At 69.1% G+C, this 22,417-nt stretch carries 17 protein-coding genes; 6 read left to right on the top strand and 11 right to left on the bottom strand.

Annotated features, from left to right (window positions below; genetic code table 11):
* The first annotated feature begins 64 nt into the window (after positions 1 to 64).
* The 4 genes from PLE19_05525 to PLE19_05510 are packed head-to-tail and all read left to right on the top strand — an operon-like array spanning position 65 to position 3,225.
* On the top strand, positions 65 to 1,084 hold the full coding sequence (locus PLE19_05525; GenBank protein ID HPD14387.1) for a hypothetical protein: 1,020 nt from the start codon (positions 65 to 67) through the stop codon (positions 1,082 to 1,084).
* A 53-nt stretch (positions 1,085 to 1,137) separates the two neighbouring features.
* Positions 1,138 to 1,410, top strand: coding sequence for a hypothetical protein (locus PLE19_05520; protein ID HPD14386.1), 273 nt, complete (start codon positions 1,138 to 1,140; stop codon positions 1,408 to 1,410).
* Positions 1,411 to 1,413: 3 nt separating this feature from the next.
* On the top strand, positions 1,414 to 1,653 hold the full coding sequence (locus PLE19_05515) for a type II toxin-antitoxin system HicA family toxin (GenBank protein ID HPD14385.1): 240 nt from the start codon (positions 1,414 to 1,416) through the stop codon (positions 1,651 to 1,653).
* Between the two features lie 30 nt (positions 1,654 to 1,683).
* Positions 1,684 to 3,225 carry a DUF2851 family protein gene (locus tag PLE19_05510; protein ID HPD14384.1) on the top strand — a complete coding sequence of 514 codons (1,542 nt, stop codon included), beginning with the start codon at positions 1,684 to 1,686 and terminating at the stop codon, positions 3,223 to 3,225.
* 106 nt (positions 3,226 to 3,331) lie between these two features.
* On the opposite strand, the gene PLE19_05505 is transcribed toward PLE19_05510, so the two are convergent.
* The 3 genes from PLE19_05505 to PLE19_05495 form a co-directional block, all read right to left on the bottom strand.
* A complete protein-coding gene (locus tag PLE19_05505; GenBank protein HPD14383.1) occupies positions 3,332 to 6,049 on the bottom strand; it encodes a putative Ig domain-containing protein in 2,718 nt (905 codons plus the stop codon).
* 340 nt (positions 6,050 to 6,389) lie between these two features.
* Complete coding sequence (locus PLE19_05500) at positions 6,390 to 7,301, bottom strand: ParB/RepB/Spo0J family partition protein (GenBank protein HPD14382.1); 912 nt, start codon at positions 7,299 to 7,301, stop codon at positions 6,390 to 6,392.
* Positions 7,302 to 7,444: 143 nt separating this feature from the next.
* On the bottom strand, positions 7,445 to 8,278 hold the full coding sequence (locus tag PLE19_05495) for an AAA family ATPase (protein HPD14381.1): 834 nt from the start codon (positions 8,276 to 8,278) through the stop codon (positions 7,445 to 7,447).
* A gap of 298 nt (positions 8,279 to 8,576) precedes the next feature.
* On the opposite strand from PLE19_05495, the gene PLE19_05490 reads away from it, so the two are divergent.
* Positions 8,577 to 8,753, top strand: coding sequence for a rubredoxin (locus tag PLE19_05490; protein ID HPD14380.1), 177 nt, complete (start codon positions 8,577 to 8,579; stop codon positions 8,751 to 8,753).
* 173 nt (positions 8,754 to 8,926) lie between these two features.
* Here PLE19_05490 and PLE19_05485 read toward each other — a convergent pair whose 3' ends face one another.
* The 8 genes from PLE19_05485 to PLE19_05450 all read right to left on the bottom strand — a co-directional run bounded on the left by PLE19_05485 (position 8,927) and on the right by PLE19_05450 (position 20,472).
* Positions 8,927 to 11,791 (bottom strand): discoidin domain-containing protein, encoded by a 2,865-nt coding sequence (locus PLE19_05485; protein ID HPD14379.1) that lies wholly within the window; start codon positions 11,789 to 11,791, stop codon positions 8,927 to 8,929.
* 91 nt (positions 11,792 to 11,882) lie between these two features.
* The gene (locus PLE19_05480) at positions 11,883 to 13,082 is read right to left on the bottom strand and encodes a Gfo/Idh/MocA family oxidoreductase (protein ID HPD14378.1); all 1,200 of its coding nucleotides are present in this window, start codon (positions 13,080 to 13,082) and stop codon (positions 11,883 to 11,885) included.
* A 495-nt stretch (positions 13,083 to 13,577) separates the two neighbouring features.
* Positions 13,578 to 15,602: a DUF3857 domain-containing protein gene (locus PLE19_05475; protein HPD14377.1), complete on the bottom strand. Its 2,025-nt coding sequence runs from the start codon at positions 15,600 to 15,602 to the stop codon at positions 13,578 to 13,580.
* Positions 15,603 to 15,691: 89 nt separating this feature from the next.
* Positions 15,692 to 17,809 (bottom strand): DUF3857 domain-containing protein, encoded by a 2,118-nt coding sequence (locus PLE19_05470; GenBank protein HPD14376.1) that lies wholly within the window; start codon positions 17,807 to 17,809, stop codon positions 15,692 to 15,694.
* 178 nt (positions 17,810 to 17,987) lie between these two features.
* Positions 17,988 to 18,692: a DUF1559 domain-containing protein gene (locus PLE19_05465; protein ID HPD14375.1), complete on the bottom strand. Its 705-nt coding sequence runs from the start codon at positions 18,690 to 18,692 to the stop codon at positions 17,988 to 17,990.
* A gap of 76 nt (positions 18,693 to 18,768) precedes the next feature.
* Entirely contained in the window at positions 18,769 to 19,599 is an 831-nt protein-coding gene (locus tag PLE19_05460) for a prepilin-type N-terminal cleavage/methylation domain-containing protein (GenBank protein HPD14374.1), read from the bottom strand.
* A 138-nt stretch (positions 19,600 to 19,737) separates the two neighbouring features.
* Positions 19,738 to 20,040 (bottom strand): hypothetical protein, encoded by a 303-nt coding sequence (locus tag PLE19_05455; protein HPD14373.1) that lies wholly within the window; start codon positions 20,038 to 20,040, stop codon positions 19,738 to 19,740.
* A gap of 72 nt (positions 20,041 to 20,112) precedes the next feature.
* Positions 20,113 to 20,472 (bottom strand): metalloregulator ArsR/SmtB family transcription factor, encoded by a 360-nt coding sequence (locus PLE19_05450; GenBank protein ID HPD14372.1) that lies wholly within the window; start codon positions 20,470 to 20,472, stop codon positions 20,113 to 20,115.
* Positions 20,473 to 20,653: 181 nt separating this feature from the next.
* Between PLE19_05450 and PLE19_05445 the strand changes: the two genes are divergently transcribed.
* Entirely contained in the window at positions 20,654 to 21,559 is a 906-nt protein-coding gene (locus PLE19_05445; GenBank protein HPD14371.1) for a glycoside hydrolase family 130 protein, read from the top strand.
* Positions 21,560 to 22,417: the final 858 nt, after the last annotated feature.

The raw sequence follows: 22,417 nt of genomic DNA, 5'->3' as shown, positions 1-22,417 counted from the left end.
CCTGCCCCTTCGCCTCTTTGCAGCGGCTCTCGCGGCAGGTCCTTTCGTCTATGGAGGACAACCCGTGCAGCGGAAGACCGAGGTCTCGATTCGCGGGGATGCCTTCTTCATCAACGGCAAGCCGACCTATGCGGGCCGCACGTGGCAAGGCAGGAAAATCGAAGGCCTGTTGCTCAACTCACGGATGGTCCAGGGCATCTTCGACGACTTGAACCCCGAGACGGTGTCGAGGTGGGCCTATCCCGACACAGGGAAGTGGGACCCCGAGCGCAACACCCGCGAGTTCGTCGCCGCCATGCCCGAGTGGCGGCGTCACGGCCTCCTGGCCTTCACCATCAACCTCCAGGGCGGCAGTCCCCAGGGCTACTCGCGCGAGCAGCCGTGGCACAACTCCGCCCTCACCGAGGCGGGCGATCTTCGGCCCGCCTACATGGCCCGCCTCGAACGTATCCTCGACAAGGCCGATGAGCTGGGCATGGTCGCCATCCTCGGCATCTTCTACTTCGGCCAGGACCAGCGGGTGAAAGACGAGGTCGCGGTCAAGCGCGCCCTTGACAACGCCCTCGACTGGCTCTTCGACCGCGGCTACCGCAACGTGCTCATCGAGGTCAACAACGAGTGCAACGTCCGCTACGACCACGCCATCCTTCAGCCGGGCCGCGTGCACGAACTGATCGAGCGGGCGAAGGCCCGCGAGCGCGACGGCCGCCGATTCCTCGCCGGCACCAGCTACGGCGGCGGCACGATTCCGAGGGAAAACGTCGTCCGCGCCTCCGACTTCCTGCTCATTCACGGCAACGGCGTGGGCGACCCCGCCCGCATCGCCGACATGGTCCGCAAGACCCGCCAGGTGCCCGGTTATCGTCCCATGCCCATCCTCTTCAACGAGGACGACCATTTCGACTTCGAGAAGCCCATGAACAACTTCGTCGCGGCGGTCGGCGAATACGCTTCGTGGGGGTACTTCGACCCCGGCCAGAGCAACTACGCCGACGGCTACCAATGCCCGCCCGTCCAGTGGGGCATCAACACCCCCCGCAAGCGGGCGTTCTTCGCGAAGGTGAAGGAGATCGCGGGCGAATAAGTGAGCGGTTCGGCAACGGTTCTGACTTGCTTTCCGCCTCTTGCTGCGGCATGATGGGGCACGTGCAAGGCACCGAGGTACGGCTTTGTGCGAGGCCAGGCGAGACGAGACAGATCAAGATCGTGATCGAGAAGCACCCCGATGGCTACGTGGCCTATCCCGTGGGCATCCAGGGGGTAGTCGTGGGCGAGGGCGACACCTATGAGGAAGCCCTCCGGGACGTGCAGTCGGCCATCAAGTTCCACGTGGAGACCTTCGGCCCTGGCGTCCTTGAAGGCGAAGAAGGACCGGTGCTGGAGGCCTTCGTGGCCGAGGCCACGGTGTAGGCCATGCCCAAGTTCCCCGTGGACGCACCCGAAGCCCGTGTGTTGCGCGCACTCCGCGCGCTGGGCTTCGCAGTTGTCAGGGAACGCGAGCATATTGCCCCTCAGCGCCGCAACACCGACGGCACGCTCACGCCTCTCACCATGCCGAACCACCCGCGCATCAAGGCATCCACCTTGCGTACCCTTTGCCGTCAGTTCGACATCTCGCGTGACGACTTCCTCAAAGCCTATGATAACGCCTGATCACCGGCGCTGAGGGGGGTGACCGGCGTGATGCAAGACCTCCCTGCGACCAGCCAGCCGCTCTTCACCGACACCTATCGCCGCCTCGTAAGCGAGGCGGGGGTGTCGGAGCCGCGCGCACACTATCGTGCCGCGCCGCCCACGGTGCGCGAGCGCATCGTGCGCTGCCTCTGGTTCGACCAGAGCCTGGCCACCGACCGCCTGCGCACCGACGACGGCCAACGCCTTCGCGTGCTGTCGCCCGGCTGGTGGAACCTGGAGGCGGGGCCGGACTTCCGCAACGCCGCGCTCCGCATCGGCGCCGGCCCCGTGGTGAAGGGCGATGTCGAGGTCCACCTCAACTCCAGCCTCTGGCACGCCCACGGCCACGATGCCGACCCCAGCTACAACGGGGTGGTGCTGCACGTGGCGCTGTGGAACGACGCGGGCAGCTCCTCGGTGAACACCGCGGCGGGCGCCACGGTGCCGCAGCTCACCCTCGAGCCCTACCTGCGCACGCCGCTGGCCGAGCTGGCCGACAGCGTGGACCCCGCCGAATACCCCGAGGCGGGCGAGGCCAGCCGAGGCCGCTGCCACGCACTGCTCGAGCAGGGCAAGGTCACGCTCGAGTGGCTCGCGCTCTTCCTCGACCACGCGGGCGACCAGCGGATCGCCGACAAGGCCCGCCGCCTCGCGGCCCGCGCCGCCGCGGCCGGCGACGATCAACTCCTCTACGAGGCCATCGCAGCCGGCCTCGGCTACAAGCGCAACAAGGCCCCTGCCCTCGAACTCGCCCGCCGCCTGCCCCTCGCCGCCATTCGCGAGCGCACCGCCGCCCGGCCCGACGGCGCGCCCGCCGCCCTGGCCGCGGAGGCGCTGCTGTTCGGCGTGGCCGGCCTGCTGCCGCCTTCGCCCGGCGCCGCCGACGCCGAGGCTGTCGAGCACGTCGCCCAACTGCTCCGGCTGTGGGACGCCCTGGGCGTCGGCCTCGCCGACGACGCGCTGGCCCCCGAGCAGTGGAGCTTCGACGGCACGCGGCCCACCAACTTCCCCACGCGCCGCATCGCGGCCATGGCCCGCCTGGCCGCCCGCCACCTCGAAGGCGGCCTCAACCGCGCCATTCGCCAGGCCGTCGGCCCCACGGGCGGCGGGCGTCTCGCTCCGCGCGAGCTGGCTCGTCGCCGGGCGCAACTGCTCGACTTCTTTCTCTCGCTGCGCGACCCGTTCTGGGATGCGCGGACGGGGTTCACGGGCAAGCCCATGCCCCGCGGCGCGCGGCTCGTGGGCGCCGACCGCGCGCACACGATCATCATTGACGGCCTGCTCCCCGCCCTCCTCTACCAGGCCCGCCGCGACAGCGACCGTCCGTTCGAGGAGTTGCTCCACCAGGTGTTCGCCGCGTATCCGAAGCTGCCGAGCACCAGCGTCACACGCTTCACCACGCAGCGCCTCTTCGGGCGGCCCGAGGGCGCGTTGAAGCTCCTGCGCAGCGCCCGCCGCCAGCAGGGCCTCTACCAACTCTACGCCGACTTCTGCGACTCCGAGCGCGCCACCTGCGACCGCTGCCCGCTCGTGCGGCTGCTCGAGGCGTGAGGCGGCGCCCGCTCACTTCGCAGCGGCGGGCTGTTGTCGGGGCACGGTGAAGGGGAAGTGGGCCCACTGGCCGGGCTGGCTCTCGGCCCGGACGCGGCCGCGGTGCTCACTCAGGGGCTTTCTCGGTCCTGGCGACGCGCCCGATGCGGTCCTTGTCATCGGCATACTCGTAATGGCGGATCGTGTCGCCCAGCTTCTGCTGAAGCACGCGGTTGATGCGCTCGCCGCCTTCGGTGACGTAGGCCACCGTGCGGGCCTCGAGGGCGCGGCCAAGAGCGTCCTTCTTGGTGATAAGGGCGCCGTCCGCCGTGAACTCCTTGGCCTCGGTGCCCTCGGTGCGGGTCCAGCCGGTGAGGCGGCCCTGGCCGTCGTAGTGGTAGAGGTCGCGCCAGGTCTTCGGGGTGGCGAGGAACACGCACACGAAGTTGCGCTGGGGCCGGCGGTTGAGCGTGCCCGGGTAGAGCAGGTGCTGCAAGATGGCGATGTTGAGCCATTCGAGCTTGCTGCGCTCGAAGCGGGTGAGGCGCTCGGCGGGCGGCTTTGGGCCGGCGATGGCGGGGCTGAGGACGAAGCCGTCGCCCTCGGGCCTGAGGAGGCCGAGCTTGACCAGCTCGTCGCGCGCGCCGAGGAAGGCGCGTTTGGCCGCGGCGTCCTGGCAGGCATCCGCCAGCGCGTGGATGGCCCGGGCGTGGGTGGGGTAAAGGGCGACATCGTCCTTGAGGGCGTTGAGGGCAGCCTCGACGCGGAACTTCACGGGCGCCCCGAGGGCGGGGGGCTCGGCCACGAGCGCCTTGTGCTCTCCCTGCCGGGCCTCGTCGAGCTTGCGGCGGAGGTCCCTGGCCTGGTCCTCGGCCTTCTGCTGCTCGGCCTGAAGGGCCTTGAGCTTGGCCTCTGCGTCGGCAAGGGCGGCTTTGGCGGCGTCGGTGGGCTCCTTCTCCTGCGCCTTGCGGGCCTCCTCGGCCTTCTTCTTCGCGTCGTCGGCGGCCTCACGGGCCTTCTTCGCGGCGGCGTCGGCTTCGTCGAGCTGGCGCTGAGGCTCGGCGTTCGCCGCGACGGCGGCCTCGAGGTCCTTGGCGGCCTGCTGGAGGGCGGCGAGTTGGTCGGGCTTGAACTGGCGGCGGAGCAGACCGGAGGCGAGGTCGCCGCCTTTCTCGCGGGACGGAGAGGTCCCGCCCACGATGACGGCGAGGAGGGCGGGCCAATCGGTGACGTCGTAGCCCTTGTCGCGTGCGCGGAGCTGGCCGTGGGGATAGCCGATGGATGAGTCGCCGTAACCGTAGTACATCTCGCGGATGCGGCCCTGGTCGTCGTAGGTGCGCGCCTCGTCGTCCAGCGAGTAGAAGCAAACGAAGGCGGGGGGCGAGTAGTAGACGCCGTTGTGCACGAACACGCCGATGTCCACGCGGTTCGATTCGAGCGGGGAGCCGGGTGCGACGGGCCTGCGCTCGTGATAGGGCACGAGCAGCTCGGCCACCGAGCCGTCCTTCTCGACGGGCGTGATCTTGATGCGGCTCGCGTCGCCTCGCAGGACGACCCAGTGGTAGGTGAGCGGGCGGTTATTCGCGTCGAAGCTGCCCTTGGCGCTCACGACCATCCGGCGGGTGTGCTTCGCGGAGCGCACGAGACGGGCGATGACCACGGGCGTCTCGAAAAACCGCTCGCCCAGCCTCGGGTCGTCGAAGTAGTCCACGCCGTTGAGGGCCAGGTCTTCTTCGACGGCGGCGATTTGGGCCAGGGGAGGCACGTTGTCGCGCTGGATCTCGTGGGCGAGTTGCACCATGCGGAGGGCGCTGACCTCGGACCCCTCGAACACGGTGGGATGGGCGGCGCCGGTGAGGTAGTCCTCGGGCTTGTTGACGCCCTTGCCGCAGCGGCGCAGGATCATCTGCACGGTGGGCATCAGGAGGCCGCGCTGAATGAGCAGCGCCTTGACCTCGGGCCGGAAGGCGGCCAGGGTGTACGGCACGGCGCGCATGAACGGCTGGTCCGAGCCGGACGAGCCCTGGGAGATGATGAAGTAGGGGGTGTTGGCGGGGAAGAGGTCGCCGTAGCCGCCGCCACGGCCGTTGTGGCCGGGGTCGTGGTCGCGGTGTTCGGGGTAGATGTAGAGGTGGCTGCGCAGGTAGTGGGTGTGGAGCACTTGCGCGGCGCCGGGGTTGAGGAGCGCGTGGCGCGGGTTGCTGCCCAGGTTCGGGTCGCCCGAGGCGGTGGAGGAGTTGCCGAACGTGACGTGGGGATAGAGGAAGCGGAGTTGGAGCGCCCAATCCATCCGCCGGTCGAGTTGCTCCTTCGAGTACTCGACCCTGTCGAGCTGGGGGTAGGGCTGGGTGTTGAGGAGCGAGTGGCCGCGGTCGCGGTTGTCGTAGAAGTCGCCGAGGTTGCCCGCGGCCGTGCCCTCGGCGGCCCACTGGCGCAGGAGTTTGGCGATCTCGCTCGAGTCGCCCGGGGGCACGATGGGCGGCGTCTCGACGGCCACGAGGCGGGTCGTGCGCGTGTTCTCGCCGTTGGCGTTCCGGACGAGGAAGTGGATTTCGTACTCGCCGCACTGGCTCTCGGTGGGGGTCCAGGCGAAGGCGCCCGTCTTAGGGTCGAGTTTCATGTTGGCGGGGGGAGGAAGCTCGACGCCGCCCCGCTGGACGCGGGTGAGGCCATACTCGCGTCCCTCGGCGTTGGGGAACTCGGCGGCGAGGGAGAAGGCGACCTCGGTGCGCACCTTGCCGCGAATCGTCTTCTCCGGCGGCGCCTCCGGCGCTTCCGCGGCGGCACACCAGGTGGCGGCGAGCAGGGCGAGGGCCAGGGGCGGGGCGAGCAGCGTGCGCTTCATCAGGCTCTCCAAGGGGTTCGGCTGTGGGACCGTGGAGCATCCTATCCCGCATCGCGTGGCGCGTCAAGCGAGGGTCCGGCTCAGGGTGCGAGCAGGGGAAACGGGCGGCCTTGCGGCCCGGACGCCCTTCCCTGTGGCGGGTCGTGTGGGCGACGTGTCCCCACGCCGCGAACCGCGGAACGGACCCTGGCCCGAGCGAAGCCGAGGGCATATCCCGCCCACAAGCCCGGCCGCGGGCGGCGGTGCCACGATTCTGAACAACCGGTGACTGTCCCTATTTATGCTATTTATGAAGACCCGTCCCCACGCGGAGCGTAGGGACGAGGAAGGTGGATGGCTGCTACGCGGGCGGGGCGAGACGGGCCTTGAGTTCGACGACGATGCGCTCGAGGTCGGCGACGATGCGGGGAAGGTCCACCGCGTCGTCGGGCTGGCGCGGGATGCGGACGGTGTATTTGTTGGGGTAGACGGCGATGCGGGCGCCCTGCTGAAGGGCGATGATGTTCCTGGAGGTGGCGGGACGGCGGTCGAGCGGGGCGAGGGCGGCGTCCACGCGGGCGCGTAGTTCGCGCGAGGAGAGGCCGCGCTCGACGATGAGCATGTAGAGGGCGTGCTGTGCGTCGCCGGGGCGCAGGCGGGCCAGTTCCTCGAGGTGGCTGAGGGACACGGCGCCGGCCGGCTGGCCGCTGACGTGCTCTTGGATGCGATGGTCGAGGTTGAGGAGGCGCAGCTTGTGGTTGACGCGGGTGCGGTGGACGCCGACGAGGGCGGCGATCTCGCCCTGGTTGGCGGCGAAGCCGTGGTCGAGCATGCGGCGGTAGGCGGCGGCCTCGTCAATGGGGTTGAGGTCGTCGCGGGCGACGTTTTCGGCGACGGAGAGGATGAAGGCTTCGCGGTCGTCGAGCTTGCGCACGAGGCAGGGCACGGTGGCGAGGCCGGCGCGGCCGGCGGCGATGAAGCGGCGTTCGCCGACCACGATTTCGAGGGCTTCGGGGTCGTCGGGGGCGGGCCGTGCGACGAGCGGCTGGATGATGCCGCGGGCGCGGATGGACTCGATGAGTTCGGCGAGGGCGTCCTCGTCGAGGGTGCGGCGCGGCTGGTGGGGGTTGGGGCGGAGCTGGGCGAGGGGGACCTGTCGCACGTCGGCCTCGGCGGGCCGGGCGGGCGGGGCTTTGCGGTTGAGGTTGAGCAGGCGCTCCATGGCGGTGAGTTCGCGGTCGGAGGCGGCGGCGACGGCGGCTTTGGCAGGCATGGCGTTCACTTGCTCCTAAGCAGGGCACGGCTGGGGACGGAGGATGAGTGGATGGCGGGATGATTGGATGAACGAGAGAAAGGAACCTGGCGGGCTCTGGCAATCATCCATTCCTCCACCCATCCACTCGTCGCCTCCTGGGCTCAGGCCACGGGGGCGGCCGCGAAGGCGGCCTCGCGCTCGACGCAGCGTTCTACCACCTCGGCGTCCACGGCCTCGCGCTCGTTGAGGATGAGGTATTCGAGGGCGTTGTGGCAGAGCATGGTGATGGGCCGGGGCAATCCGCCCGTGGCTTCGTAGATGGCGTGGATGGCATCGTCGGTGAAGAGCGCCCGCTCGCCCTGGTAGCCGGCGACGCCGAGGCGGAAGGCGATCATTTCGGCCACCTCGTGTTCCTGGAGCGGGTTGAGGATGTAGCGCAGGGCGATGCGGTCCATGAAGTTCCGGCGCGCCCGCAGGCGCTCGAGCAGTTCGAGCTGGGCGAAGATCACCAGTTGGAGGAGCTTGAACTTGTCGGTTTCGAAGTTCAGGAACATGCGGATCATTTCGAGGATGGCGGGCGAGAGGATCTGCCCCTCGTCAATGAGGAGGATGGGGGTCTGGCCTTTCTCGACCATGTCGAGGAGGAACTTGCGGAAGCATTCTTTGAAGTCGTAGCCTGAGCGCCCCTGGCGCGGGACGCCGAAGGTGTGGAGCAGGTAGTTCATGAACTGGAATTCGCTGCGGAAGGACGGGTCGTCCACCACGCGAATCACGTAGCCGTCCTCGCGTGCGATCTCGTCGTAGAGCTTTCGGCAGAGGGTGGTCTTGCCGACGCCGATGTCGCCGATGACGACGTTGAGGCCGCGGCGCTGGCGGAGCGAGAGTTGGAGGCGCAGCAGCGCCTCGCGGTGCTCGTGCGAGGCGTACATGAACGCAGGGTCGGCCGTGGTGGAGAACGGCTCCTGCGCCAGCCCGAGCGCAGCGTAGAGGTCCACGGTAGGCGGTGTCCTTTGACGGGGAGAGCACCACAGCGGGGATGTTTCTAGTATAGCGTCTTATTTCCGGGTGTCAAGCGAAATGGGGGTGCGAATTCTGCGGCCGCCTCCGCGCGGCGGGGGGCTGCCGCCGGCGGCCTCGGGGCAGGGAAAATCTCCGTCCGGTGAAAAATGCCAGTTGACAAGCGGGCGTCTCTGCGCTTCATTGTCTGAACACCAGGCCCGCTTGACGGGGTTAGCGCAAACTCAAGCTGACGAACGGCCGCCTCTGGCGGCCTGCTGGAAAGGAGCCGAGACGATGAGCAAGTGGCGTTGCACACTGTGCGGCTACATCTACGACCCCGATGAGGGCGACCCCGATAACAACGTGGCACCCGGCACCCCCTTCGAGGATCTGCCGGAGGATTGGGTCTGCCCCGACTGTGGCGCGAGCAAAGAGGACTTCGAAGAGCTGGAGGTGGACGAGGAGGAGTGAGCGCGCCGCCGCTCGCAGACAGCCTTCCGCCCCGTGACTGAGCCTGCCCGTGGGGCGCTGGCCGCCCGCTGCGGCCCGCCGAGGAGAAGGGTGCGCGGGGCGCCGGCGCGGGGCCGTTGGTGCGCGCGGACCGGCGGCGGGGCCGTTGCCGCGCGGGCGTGTTTCCCGCCCAATCACTGGCTTGCCAGGAGGTCCGCGGCGCGCTTGCGGAACTGCTCGAGGGCGCGCTCCTGTTCGGGGCTGAAGTGGCCCTGGCGCTGTGCGTAGGTGTCGAGCCAGGTGATGAGGCGGGCAAGGGCGTCGGCGTCGAGCGTCACGTCGTTGTGCCCCTTGCGCAGCATGGCGAGGAGCGGGCTCGAGCGCGCCACGCCGAAGCCCACCTGCGAGTAGCCGCCACTGTAGTCGCGCGTCACGAGGCCCGCGAGCTGGAGGGGCGGGTGCTTCAGGAGCGCGTCGTAGGCGCCGGGGGCGGTGAGGACGATCTTCTTCGCGGCCTCGGGCTTGCCTTGCGGGCTGTGGCACGCGACGCAGTGTTTGTCGAGCACGGGTTGCACCAGGCGGTCGAAGCGCAGGGGCCACGAGCCGTCGGGGCCGGGCGTGAGTTTGGACGGGGCGCGCGTGACGGCCGAGGCGAGGACGTTTTGTGGCGTCTCGCCGCGGTGTTCGTGGCAGCCGATGCAGGCGAGGGTCTGGCCGGGCTGCACGTAGGTGATGGTGCGCATGGTCTGAAGGGCCATGCCCTGAGCGTCGAGGGCCTGGAAGAAGACGTTGACGCCGGCGGGCACGCGGAAGTGGGCCGAGCCGTCGGCCTCGACGGGCGCGGTGCCGAGCACCAGCTTGCCGGGGTCCTCGCTCGTGACGCCGAGATTGGGGCTGTTCATCTCGGGCTGGGTCTTGGCGGGGACGGCGATGACGCGGAGGGCCTTCACGGTGCCGCGTGCGATGCCGGGCAGGCCGCGGTAGACGTCGAGGACCGCGAAGCTCCCCTCGTCGGTGCGGCCGTCGGCGGCCACCTGAGGGAGCTGGTGGGGGCGGGGCGTGGGCCGCAGGGGGAGCGGCCACTCCGACGAGATCTCGGGGTCGCGGTGCAGGAGCTCGAGGTTGCCGAAGGCGTCGGCCAGGTAGAGGCCGAGGCAGTTGGTGTTGTTGCGGCTGCCCTCGCCCTGGATGGGGTAGGGGCTCCAGGCGACGAGATAGTGATTCTCGTCGAGGGGGTAAGGGCTGTTGTAGTAGGTGGCGGGCCAGCCCTCGGTTTCGGGGAAGCAGACCTCGGGCGTGTAGCGGGTGAGGGGGTCCTGGGACTCGGTGGCGCGGGCGGCGTCGAGCAGGCAGATGGAGCCGGCGGTGAAGGCGTGGTGGGCGCTGGCGGTGAAGAGCAGCTTGTGCGAGCCGGGCACCTGGCGGGCTTCGAACACGCAGTGGGGGCTGCGGGTGAAGTTCTTGTAGACGAGGTTGGGCATCGTGCCGTCGGGGCGGGTGGACCACAGGCTCATGAAGGCGTTGTTGTGGCGGTCCACGTAGTCCCAGCGGGCGAAGAGAATGCGGCCGTCGGGGGCGACGGCGGGCGTCCACTCGAAGTTCTCGAAGGCCGAGATGGCTTTCAGGTTGCCGCCGTCGGGGTCCATGATGTGGAGGGTGTAGACGGCGACGGGGCGGCTCTTGCCGCCGCCGCAGCGCACGTAGCTGTCGGGCAGGAAGTGGTCGGCGAGGGTCTTCGCGGCGCTCTCGACGCCGCAGGCGAGGTCCTGGCCTCGGCGGGTGGAGAGGAAGACGATCCGCCCGTCGGGCAGGTAGCGCGGGTCGAAGTCGTCGTAGCGCCCCTTCGTGAGCTGGCGCAGACCTGAGCCGTCCACGTTCATCTCGTAGATGTGGTACTTGAGGTCGTCGGGCAGGTTCTTCTTGTCGGTCTTGTCGCCGAGGCCGTGGCTGTTGGGGTAGTAGCGGCAGTAGGCGAAGACGAGTTTCGAGGCGTCGTGCGACAGGTCGGGGCGGAGGAAGCTGCCAGGGGGCAGGTCGGGCGTGATGCTGGCGACCTGCGGCTCGCCGCCCCTGTAGCCGCTGAGGATGAAGAGCCCGCCGCCGGGGCGCGACCAGTGGCCGTAGTTCTGGTCGGACATGTGGCTGTAGACGCCCGGCGCCCGCTTGGCGAAGAGGATGCGGTCGAAGCTCAGCAGCGGGTTGGCCAGGGCCAGGCGGCGGACGGCCCAGCGGAGCTCGAGGTAGGCGGCCTTGGCGGCTTCGGGCGTGGCGTTCTTGGGCAGGGCCTCGGCCTTCGTCGCGGCGGCCTCGAGCTCCTTCACCTGCGCCTCGACGGGCGCGCCGCGGGCCAACAGGTCGGCGGCGAGGTTGCGGCCGCGCTCGATCACCACGGCAAAGGGGTAGACACGCGGCGGCTCGGCCTCGGCCGTCACGACAGCCTTGGGGTCGTGGATGGCCGACCACTGGCTCACGGACGACTGGTCGGCCGGCTTCCCCAGGGCGATGTTCTTCTTCGGGTCGGCCGCGGCGAAGACCTCGACCTCATCGAGATGGAAGTAGCTGGTGCCTTGAAGGGCAAGGCGGACGAAACGGGCCGCCTTGCCATCGAGCTTCACCTCGAGCGGCTTCTTGTCGGAGAAGCCCTGGAACGGCGTGCCGTTGTGCTGATAGGCCTGCTGCCAGGCCTTGCCGTCGTCCGAGAGCAGCACGAGGATGCGGTTATTGCGGTCGCCGCAGTTGTCGCAGCGGTTCCACAGTGTTACGCGGTCGAGGGCCGTCTTCTCGCCCAGGTCCACCTGCCACCAGGGGTTCGGCTCGTTCTCCGTGTGGAAGCCCCATTTGCCGTCCTTCACGCCGTCCACGCCGCCGAGGGCGTCCTGCTTCGTCGTCACGTTGCCGGCCGCCTTGGGAGCCAGGCGCTGCGTGCCCGTGCGCACGGTGTCCTGGAGCAGCCAGTCGGCCTCGACGGCATCGCGGAAGCTGGGTGGGTTCGCTTTCCCCTCGCCTGCGGCAGCGATCGCGAGCAGCGGCACACACAGGAGGAGGGCAGTGAGACGCATTGCATGTCCTCGGATAGCTTTGTGAGCGCACACCCCATCGGCAAGCAAACCACAAAGCGGCCCGCGTGTCAACTGACCTGGCACCCGCGGCTCAGGCCTTCAGTCCCTCCAGCTTCGGGTCCACCTGGCGGGCCTCTTTCATCATCTCGGCCCAGGTGAGGGGGGCCTTCTTGTAGGCGGCTTCGCGGCCGAGGATGCAGGTGAGATTGCTCCGAACGCTCGGCGCGACGGTCTCGTTGGCGAAGTTGCCCTCGGTGATGTTCCTGTGGAAGTCCCGGATGTTCTGCACGCAGCCCTCGGTGAAGATGGGGCCGGTGTTGCCGCCGCGGTAGCTCTTGTCGCCGCGGACGACTACGTTGCCGCCGTAGTGGGTGTCGGCCGTGCCGTTGCGGGCGAAGACGCGGCAGCCGATGTCGTCGTAGCCCTTCGTGCACTGGCTCGAGCTGAAGTCAATGATCACATCGCCCGGGCAGTGGTAGAGCACGGCGAAGTGGTCCCAGCACGTGCCTTTGTGGGTGTGCAGGGCATTGCCGCCCTTGCCCACGGCGCTGATGGGGTCGGCGTTGAGGAACCACGTGGCGATGTCGAGCGCGTGGATGTTCTGCTCGACGATGATGTCGCCGGAGAAGTCCTTGTCGGAGAACCAGGCTCGCAGGCGCGCCTCGGCCGAGTCATCCGCCGGGCTGGGCGCGAAGGGGCCGGTGAAGTAGTTGGCCTGGATGAGCACCACCTGGCCCACGTTGCCGTCGTGCACCCACTTCACCGCCTCGCGGAAGAAGGTGTTGGCGCGCGACTGGAAGTCCACCAGGAACGCCAGCTTCTTCTCCGTGGCCTTCCTGCCCGCCTCGGCGATGGTGAGGCAGCCGGGCACGTCCACTGCGATCGGCTTGGCCACGAGCACATGCTTGCCCGCGTCAATCGCGTCGGCGGCCTGCTGGGGGTGGAAGAAGGGCGGGGTCTCGATGGCCACGGCATCGAGCTTGCCCTCGAGCAGCTTCTTGTGGCCGTTGAGGCCGCTGAAGCGCCGGTCGGCGTCCACCTTCAGCCGTTCGCCCGTGCCGTTGGCCCGGTCGGCGAAGTAGTCGGCCACGGCCACCACCTTCCACCCATTGGCCTGGAACAGGTTGGCGATCCAGTTGCCGCGTCCGCCCGCGCCGATGAGGCCCAGCTCGAGCGTCCTGGCCGCCTCCGCGCCGTGAACCGACCCCGGCTTCACAATCGTCAGCGCCGCGGCCGCCGCCGCGCCCGCCAGAAAATCCCGTCGCCCCACACCCGCCTTCAGCACGTTCATGGGCTTCTCCTTCCTCTCCGCGGTCTCTGTGTCTCCGTGGCCAATCTTGTTCCCGACCTCGCCAGTATAGCATTCTTCCGTTCCGCATCCAGTGCGACCGCGCGTGGCATCGCCATTCGCCGATTCTCCGCCATCCGGCGCAGAGTCGCACGGGTTCCTCCACTCTCGGAGCGCCCGTTTGGCCATTCTCGCCCGTCCGGCTCAGAGTCTCCCAGACTCCCCAGACTCTCCCGCTTTGGCGCGCGGCAGTGCCAGAGTGAGTTCGGGTGAATTCGGGGACGTGAATTCGTGAATTCGGGTCTTTGAATTCTGAATTCGGGGCCACCTTACTGATCTTCGTTTGCGGTGGCCGGAACCACGCTGCGTCGGCCAGGGCCTCAAGCGTAGCCGCAAGCGTCCCGCTTGCGGTGGTTTTCGACAAGCGGGACGCTTGTCGCTACGAGAATCCGCAGCAGAAGCTACCTACAGAAATGGCCCACACCCGAGCGAGGCCGTTCACTCCTTCACGAACACCATCACCTCGCCCCGCAGCCGGCTGCGGGCGATGCGGGCGTCGCGGTAGGCGGCGTAAGCATCCCTGGGCGCGGCGAGGGCCGACCGCTCCCACGTTTCGCGGAAGCGCACGGTGCCCTTGGCGGCAGCATCGGTAGCGAACTCGGCGGCGAGGGTCCAGCCCTGCCCCTTCAACTCGCTCTTGCCGCCGACGGCGTAGACGGCGTAGCCGAGGGGCGCCTGGACGACGAAGGCGGTCTCCTCGCGCTCGACGCCCTGCCAGAACAGGTCGCGCTCGCGGCTGGTGCGGCCCACCTCCGTCGCCGACACGGCGGCGTTGGGCAGGCGCAGCACCAGGAAGTCCCCCGCCCTCTCCGCCGCCGCGGGCAGGCGGTAGGTGAACTGGAGCCGCTCCTCGGGGTTGGCATTCGCAAAGTCCGAGTGGGTGAACTCCACCAGGTCCACGCCCGTGGTCTGGCCGCCCACGTAGCGGGCGGCCCACTTGGCGAGCTGGTCCCGCGTGAGGTCCTTCAGGCCGCGGAACTCGGCGGCAGAGCGGCCGCGGAGGGTGTAGCGGTCGTTCACCGTCGCCGCCCCGTCGGGCGCCAGGGCCACCTCCACGGTGCGCGTGGTGGCCTCGGCCGCGGGCGCGGGCACGGGGAGGGCAATGATCTTGCCGGCCGCGAGATCGAGCGCCTCCGCGCCCTGGACCTCGGGGGCGAGCTCGCCGAAGCCGCGGTCCTCGTCGTCCGTCTGGAGCCAGGTCACGGCGCCGTCGGGCGCCGTGAGGCGCACGAGGGCGTCGGAGAACCCCTCGAGCCGCGCCACAGCGTCGAGGAGCGGCCCATCTTGCCGCGGGCGGGCGAGCACGACGTCGGCCCTGTGCCCCGCGCCGCGCAGCAGGGCGGCCAGGAGGAGCGCGCGCTCGACCTCGGTGCCGTAGCCGCGCACCAGCACGGCGTCGGGCCGGGCCGGGCCGTCGGGCAGCGCCTCGAGCGGCACGGGCTCGAGGCGCACGCCGAGGCGCACCTGGTCGAAGAGCGCGCGGGGCGGCACGCCCTTGGTCGGCAACGCGGCGGCCCCGCCGGCGCGCTCGAGGAACGCCTGGGCCACGTCGGGCCACTCCGCCTTGGGATAGGCGAGCAGCAGGCGCGGGGCGAAGCTTTCCACGGGCGCCATCATCGGCTCGCGGAAGAGCTGCGGCGCGTCCCGGATCTCCCACAGGCCGTCCCGGCCCCAGTCCTTCGGGCCGTTCGCCGTGGCCGTGGCGACGAGGGCCTTCGCGCCGTCCTCGGCGGCCAGTTGCACGGAGCGCCGGAGGATCGGCTCGGTCTCCCAGAAGACCTGGTCGAGGACCAGCGGCTCGCGCAGGCTGGCCCTGCCGCGGTGCGCCGTGGCCAGGAACAGCGTGGCCCCCGGCACGGCGCCCTTCAGGGTGAAGCGCAGGCGATGCTGGAAGTTGTAGGCCGGCAGCCGCGCGTAGAGGGCCTCGTCCTTCATCGCCATGTCCGACAGGTGCGCCACCGAGCCGTCGGGCGCCACCGTGAGGCCGAAGAGCACTTCGGCCTGCTCGCGGTCGGGGAAATAGGCGATGGAACGCATCGCCGAATCGGCGCCGCGGTCCTCCAGGATGCGCCAGGCCTCGAAGCGTTTGAGCTCCCAGGCCCCGTTCGCGCGGATCATCACCACGGTCTCGTCGGCCAGCACGACGATGCCGGCCTGGGGGAAGCGCTTGCGCAACTCGTCGGTGCTCGGCCTCAGCGCCTCGGCGAAGAACGGCACCCCGCGCGGCAGGTCGGCCGCCTTCGCCACGTCATCCAGCAGGCGCGGGCGCTGGAACTCGATGCGGTGCACCTGGTCGAGGGGGAACACCTGCTCGCGTCCCTCGATCACTGCATAGAGCCGGCCCCTGGCGATCCGGCCGATCGTGCCAAAGTACTCCTCGCCGCTCTGGAGGTAGACCCCCTCGCCGGCGAGCGGGGAGGAGGATGATAGAGCCGACAGGACCAATAGGACCCACAGGACCAACGGAGGATTGCGGAATGCGGACTGCGGACCGCGGATCGGCATCGGGAATCTGGAATGCGGGGTCTGGAATCGAGAGCGCATAGGCTGTCTCATTTCTCCGCCCTCCTCGGGCCCGGCCCTTCACGGAAGACGAGCTTCAGCTCCGACCAGGCGGCAATCTTCGTGGCCTGGCCGCGGTACTCGGCATAGTCTTCGGGCGGGACCAGGCGGGTGAGGTACTTGAGCGTCTGGCGCAGCGTGAGCGACTTGCCGTCGGGCGCGGGCTCGACCCTGCCCTCGTACCACAGGTGCTTGCCGTGGATGGCGAGCGGCTCGGGCGCGCCCACGAGCGTGCACCGCGGCGGGCACACGATCTGGAGCGTCGTGCGCATCTCCTGCGTGGTGGCCCGCTCGATGGCGAACTGGCGGGTCTGAAGGCTGGCCTCGGGGAAGTCGTGGCTGAAGCCGGGCGGCGAGAGGATGTAGAGGTCGCGCGTCTGGGTGGCCAGCGACGGGATGCGGTAGCTCACCGCCATCGTGAGCGGCTTCGAGAGGTCGTCGGCATCGCCCAGCTCGAAGCCGGTGCACACGGCGCCGGGCGAGCGGCGCTGGAGGTACTGCTGCATCATGTGGGCGCGGATGCCGGGCGGCACGCTGCGCCAGAAGGCGCGGATGGTGGCCTCGTAGTCGCCCGTGTAGGTGTTTCTCTCGGTCGCGTCGGCCCCCCCGTCGGGCTTGAGCACCAGCTCCTGCACGCTCTCGCGCAGGTTGTCCTCCGGCGGCGGCACGGGCACGTCGAGGATCTGCCCGGTCATGTGGATGATCGCCTTCACGCCGTGGTCGTCCGAGCGGAAGTAGGGGTAGCGGTGGTCGGTGGCCGTGCTGTCGAGGAAGCGCGGCTTGCCGTTGGGCAGCACCAGGTTGATGCAGTGGTTGGCGTCGGGGATCGGAATGTCCACCACGGCGCGCCCGGCGTCGTTCGTCTGCACGATGGCCGGGTAGGCCTCGATCCCCACGGCCTTGGCGAGGCTGGCCAGCACGATCGCCTTGTCGGTGCAGTCGCCGTAGCCGTTCTTGAGCGTCTCGGTGGCGGGATGGCCGGCCCAACTGCTCGAGAGCGAGCCCTTGATCGACATGTAGTTGACGTTGCGCTGGACCCAGTGGTAGATGGCCGCGAGTTTCGCGTCGTCAGTCTTCGCCTCGCCCACGATCTTCGCCGCGAGGGCGGCGATCTCGGGCGTCACCTGCACGCGCTCGCGCTGGTAGCCGCCCGTGCGCCGGTGCAACTCGTCCCAGTCGAAGAACAGCGAGCAGTGGACGGCCGGGACGACGTCCGACTTGTGCGGCATCATCGGCTCGGGGCAGTAGGGCGGCACGTCGTGCATGGCCCACCGGTAGGCGTCGTAGGCGCCGCGGGACGTGCGCTGCGGCGTGCGGGCCGCCTCGGGCATGTTGCGCGTCGTCCAGTTCAGCTTCCGCCCCTTCGGCACCAGAACGTCGAGGATCGAGTCGAGGAACGGCTCGTCGCCCTGGAAATAGAAGCTCGGGAAGAAGTAGTCGGGCACGTCGGGATTGTAGTTCAGATACTCATAGGCGTACTCCACCAGCGAGTCCACCTCCACCCCCGGGATGCGGCCCGAGAGCACGCGGCCGCGGGTATCGAGGAACTGCGCCTCCTGCGACGGCACGGCCACCTCGAGCGTCGCGGGGTCGAACCACTGCGTGCGCCCGTCGGGCGCGATGGAGCGCGCGAAGAACACCGTCTGGCGGCTGCGGCCCTCCTCGAAGCCGAGCTGAAGGTCCGCCGCCTTGCGGCCCCCCTCTTTCAGCACCAGGTGCAGCGCGTGGTAGCGGTAGATGTGCTTGCCATCCGCCGTGAGCACCTCCTGGCCGTGGTCGAGGCACAGCACCGAATCAATGCCCGGCGTCCGGGCGGCGAAGGCCCTGGCGCGGTCGCGGTACTGGGCCAGGGCCGCACTGCTCAGGGGCGCACAGCCCTCGGCGTACTTCCCGGAGGCCCTGGCGCCCTCCCCCGTCTCCTGCACCGCGAGGGCCACGTCGGCGCGGGCCAGCCTGCGGCGTCCGACGCTCAGCGTGTCGCCCTCCAGGTTCAGCGCGCCCTTGAGCTTCTTGCCCTCCCACGTTTCGACCTCGAACGTGGGCCCCGACGGCTGGCAGGCCGTCAGCACGCACAACGCCAAGACAAGGTACGTGGCCACTCGCCTCATGGGAATCTCCGCGCGTTCCACACCTTCGGTCGCAGGCACTGCCCCAATCCTAGCATGCGCGCCGCTCAGGCTCAAGGCGCCATGCGGTTTATGCAGCCCAGCGGTTCTTGGGATGGGGGGGCGCGGGGGGAAGCCCTTCTTGCCCAAGAAGGGCTTCCCCCCGCACTCTCCCCTCTTCTCATTCCACGTCGCGGCCGTGGATGCCGTGGCGGGTGAGGCAGGGGTTGGGCTTGCCATCGTTGGCGCGGCGCAGGGCCGTGGCGGCCACGAAGGCCGTGTGGCCGTCGGCGAACAGGAAGTTCCGCGTGCCCTCCCACACCCACCAGCCCGTGTCGCCCGTCACGCGTTCGTGGTTGCTCGTCCACTCCCCCGCGAGCACCTTCTGCACCGGATTGCTCACCTGGGACCCCCGCTGGCCCAGCGAGGGCTGGGGGCTCGAATAGGTGAGCTTCGTGGTGGTCATCGCGTCAATCTGCGCGGCGCTGTGGTAGAAGGCCATCGAGTAGGCGTAGCTGGTGGACTCGTACTTGTTCTCGGCCTGGTCGTCGTCCTTGCAGAACAGCACTGAGGGGTTCTGCGGGTCAATCTTCTGGCCGAAGAAGGGCGCGAGCAAGCCGCGCCAGCCGCGGCCCATCCACAGCCAGTAGAGCGGGCTGGCCGAGATGGGGTCCTGTGCGCACGGGTAGAAATCATCGTGCGCGTTCAGGTAGGTGGCGAACGCCACGCCGATCTGCTTGAGGTTGTTCGAGCAGAAGGTCCTGTGCGCCGTGCCGCGGGCCCGGGCGATGACGGGCATGAGCATGCCCATCAACGCGCCCAGGACGGCGACGACGACCAGCAACTCGATGAGTGTGAAGCCCCGCCGCGCGGCGCGTGCGGTCATGTGGTCCCCATGCCGGCCCCGGGGCGGCCCTTGACGCTCCTCATGCTAGCGATTCGCGCGAGCCTGTCAAGCGTCGCTAGTTGGCCGCGCCCAGACCCGTCCACAGCGCGTTGTCGCCTGTGCCATCCACCAGCCAGGGCTCGTCGGCGTTGTAGCCCGCCTCGCGCATCGTGAGTGGGGCCGCGTGGCCGTCGGCGAACACCACGTTGCCGCGTCCCGAGTGGCGGTTGTCCATCGGCGTCATCCCCGTGCCGCTCGTGGCGCCCCAGCGGGTGTGGCCGTGCACGGGGCGGGGCGGGTCGAGGGTGTAGGCGTGGCAGTCGGTGAGGTCGGCGTTGCCGAAGCTGTCGGCGACGAGGACGGTCGAGGCCGGCTTCTCGATGCAGGTGTACGACGCGGGGTAGCGCCACGACGGCGAGATGCCGTCGCCCGCCGTATTCGGGTAGAATGGCCCGAAGGTGCCCCAGTTGTAGCCGTAGGAGCCCTCGCGGAAGAAGACGCGCTGGCCCTTGGTCTGGTTCTTCGAGGCGCGCACGGAGGGGCACAGGAAGAGGGGATTGATGATGCGGTTGCCGTTGGCGGCCGTGCTCTCGAGAGCGTCGTTGTCGGTGAGCGGGGCGCCCACGAAGGGGCGCAGGGCGAACGGCCAGCGCTGCTTCGAGCCGCCGCTCCAGCGCGTGGCGGGGTAGCAGCCGTCCCACTGCATCGTGTACATCACCATGGCCTTGCCGATCTGGGCCAGGTTGCTGCGGCACTTGACCGCTTCGGCCCCGATGCGCGCCTTCAGGGCCGTGGGCACCAGCACGCTCGCCAGCACCCCGAGGATGGCCGTCACCACCAGCATCTCGATCAGCGTCACCGCGCGGCGGCTCGCCCGCGCGCCCCACCGTCCATTCGTGGCACTCATGTCGCACGTCCTTTCCTTGCGAAAAAGGCTTGAAGAAGCAACACCGCGCGCCCGGCACGGCCGGGAGCGGCTCGAGTTGCGTCCTCGCTGTGCGGCCCGAGTCCACACCGCAGAACGCCCCGCGTCGGGCTCGGCGGGTCAGCCGCCCGACAGCACATCGGTCAGCTTCTTGCGCATCACCTCCAATCGGTGCGACTTGAAGGCGCCCCGCGTGGCCTCCAGGACTTCGATGGCCTCGCGCACGGCGGCGCGCAGGCGGGCAAGGCGGGGGCAGTCCACCAGCGGGCAGTAGGCGTGGCCCCGGGCCTGGGCGTCCACGAGGCGCTGGATGGCGCGCCGCTGCTGCTCGACCCGCTCGTGCAGTTCGGCGGCCAGGGCGTCCACCACCTGGGCGAGAGGCAGGGCGCCCGGATCGGCGGCTGGGGTGCGCGGGGTGCTCATAGGGCGGCATCCTCGGCCGTCGGGGCCATGTGGCACATGTGAACAGATGTTTGTTCTATGGGTATGAAAAAATCAGCCGCCCCGCACGTGCCGCACCCCCTCAGCCAGGAGGTTCCGCAGATGCTCGTCGTCCAGGGCATAGAATGCGGCCTTTCCATCGCGTCGGTACCGCACCAGGCCCTGGCCCCGCAGCAGCCGGAGCTGGTGCGACACGGCCGAGCCTGTGAGGCCTAACAGGTGCGCTAGATCCCCCACGCATAACTCGCGCTCGCCGAGCGCCAGCACGATGCGCACACGGGTGGGGTCACTGAGCGCCCGAAACGTCTCCGCGAGCGCGTGCACCATCGCATCGTCCGGCATCGCCCGGCGGGCGGCCTGCACTTCGGCAGGCTTGCGAGCCTTGTCCACTGCCCCGGCCACGGCGTCCCTCACACGGGGGCCTCATTCGCCAACAGATGAACAATAGTTTACCTGAGCTGCGACCGAATGTCAAGCGCTTTTTCCGCAGCATGCTCCGCGCTTGACTTTGCCCCCCGATTGCTTATCGTCTTCTCTGTGTCCTCTGCGCCCCTGTGGCTTCTTTTCGGGAGACTGCGCCGTGGCTAACGAAACCGTGCTGCGCCGCTACGAGGGCAACCCCATCATCGTCCCGCAGCAGATTCGGGGCGTCAACAGCGTCTTCAACTCGGCCGTCGTGCCCTTCAAGGGCGCCTACGCCGGCGTCTTCCGCTGCGACGAGCAGGACCGCGCAATGACCCTCCACCCCGGCTTCTCGAAGGACGGCATTCACTGGGACATCTCGCCCGAACGGATCAATCTGGTCTGCGACGACCCCGAGATCGCCACCCACGGCTACGGCTACGACCCCCGCGTCATCCCGCTCGAGGGCACCTACTACGTCTGCTGGTGCAACGACTACCACGGCCCCACCATCGGCCTCGCCCGCACCGACGATTTCAAGACGTTCTACCAGATGGAGAACATGCTGCCGCCCTACAACCGCAACGGCGTCCTCTTCCCCCGCAGGATCGGCGGCAAGTACGCCATGCTCCACCGCCCCTCGGACCGCGGCCACACCCCCTTCGGCGACATGTACTACGCCGAAAGCCCCGACCTCATCCACTGGGGCAAACAGCGCTTCGTCTTCGGCACCCGCGGCGGCTGGCAGAGCACCAAGGTCGGCCCCGGCCCCGTCCCCATCGAAACCCCCGAGGGCTGGCTCTGCTTCTACCACGGCGTGCTCACGAGCTGCAACGGCTTCGTCTACAGCTTCGGCGCCTGCCTCCTCGACCTCGACCAGCCCTGGAAGTGCCGCTACCGCACCCGCCGCTACCTCCTCGCCCCCACCGAGCCGTACGAGCGCACCGGCGACGTGCCCAACGTCACCTTCCCCTGCGCCGCCATCGTCTTCCCCGACAAGACGGTGTGGATTTACTACGGCTGTGCCGACACCTGCACCGGCCTGGCCATCGGCAACCTCGACGAGATCATCGCCTTCACCAAGGCCAACAGCTTCTGAGGGAGCCGTGGCTCCTTGTCGGCCATCGGTTCTCGGGCATGGAGACGGAACGTGGGCGGAGCCTCCGCGCCCCGCGGCGAAGGCGAGCGAAGCCGAACCGTAGGAGAACGTGACACCCCTCGCCAGACGGGATAGCCATAGGCTGGGCGCTGCGCTTTCCTCCCGTCCACTTGCCGCGCCTTTCAACCGGCGTTCAGTCTAGTTCAACCCCGAGGCTGATGCGGTCAGAGCGTTCGTAAAACAGGTTCGGCTCGACCCCCACACTCACGAGGGCCGAGCCGAGATCTTCGCCCTTCCGGACTTTGAGGCCGTGACCCGCTACCAAGCCACGGCCTCAAAATCTTCTTTAAGGGTGGTAGCGGGGGCGCCCGTCGTAGTCGAAAAGAAGAACCCCGGCTTCGTCATCGACTTCACCTGGCGCATTGATGCGGCCAAGCCCACACGGCTTGAGCATCGGGTGCTCGGCGTAAGCCGCTGTGCTGCATAGCCTTCCGCTCAGCCTGCCTGACCTCCCTCCACTCGTCATCCCCCACATCCCTTCCCGTCGTCTCAGTGTGGCTCCACCCAACCGGCCACGGCCCTGCGGGCCGAAACAGGCCGAGATCGCGGGTTCGAATCCAGGTGTGCGCTCCAGGATCGCGGGTTCGAAGCGGGGTGCATGGAGTCGAAGCCGTGGCCGGTCCATGGCTCACCCGAGCGTCTCCCCGCGGGGGCTTGATCGTCCTCTCTGGAACCGGGGTTTCCGTGGACTGGCCCCCTGGCGGATTCGTCGGCTTGATGGGCGGCCCTTCGGACCCGTTCGCCCAAGGTTCCGGGCGCCGGCAGACAGGCGGCCCCTGGGCCGACATGCGCTTGGCC

Source organism: Planctomycetota bacterium, assembly GCA_035384565.1.
GTDB lineage: Bacteria > Planctomycetota > PUPC01 > DSUN01 > DSUN01 > DAOOIT01.
This window is presented reverse-complemented; position numbering and strand designations above follow the sequence as displayed.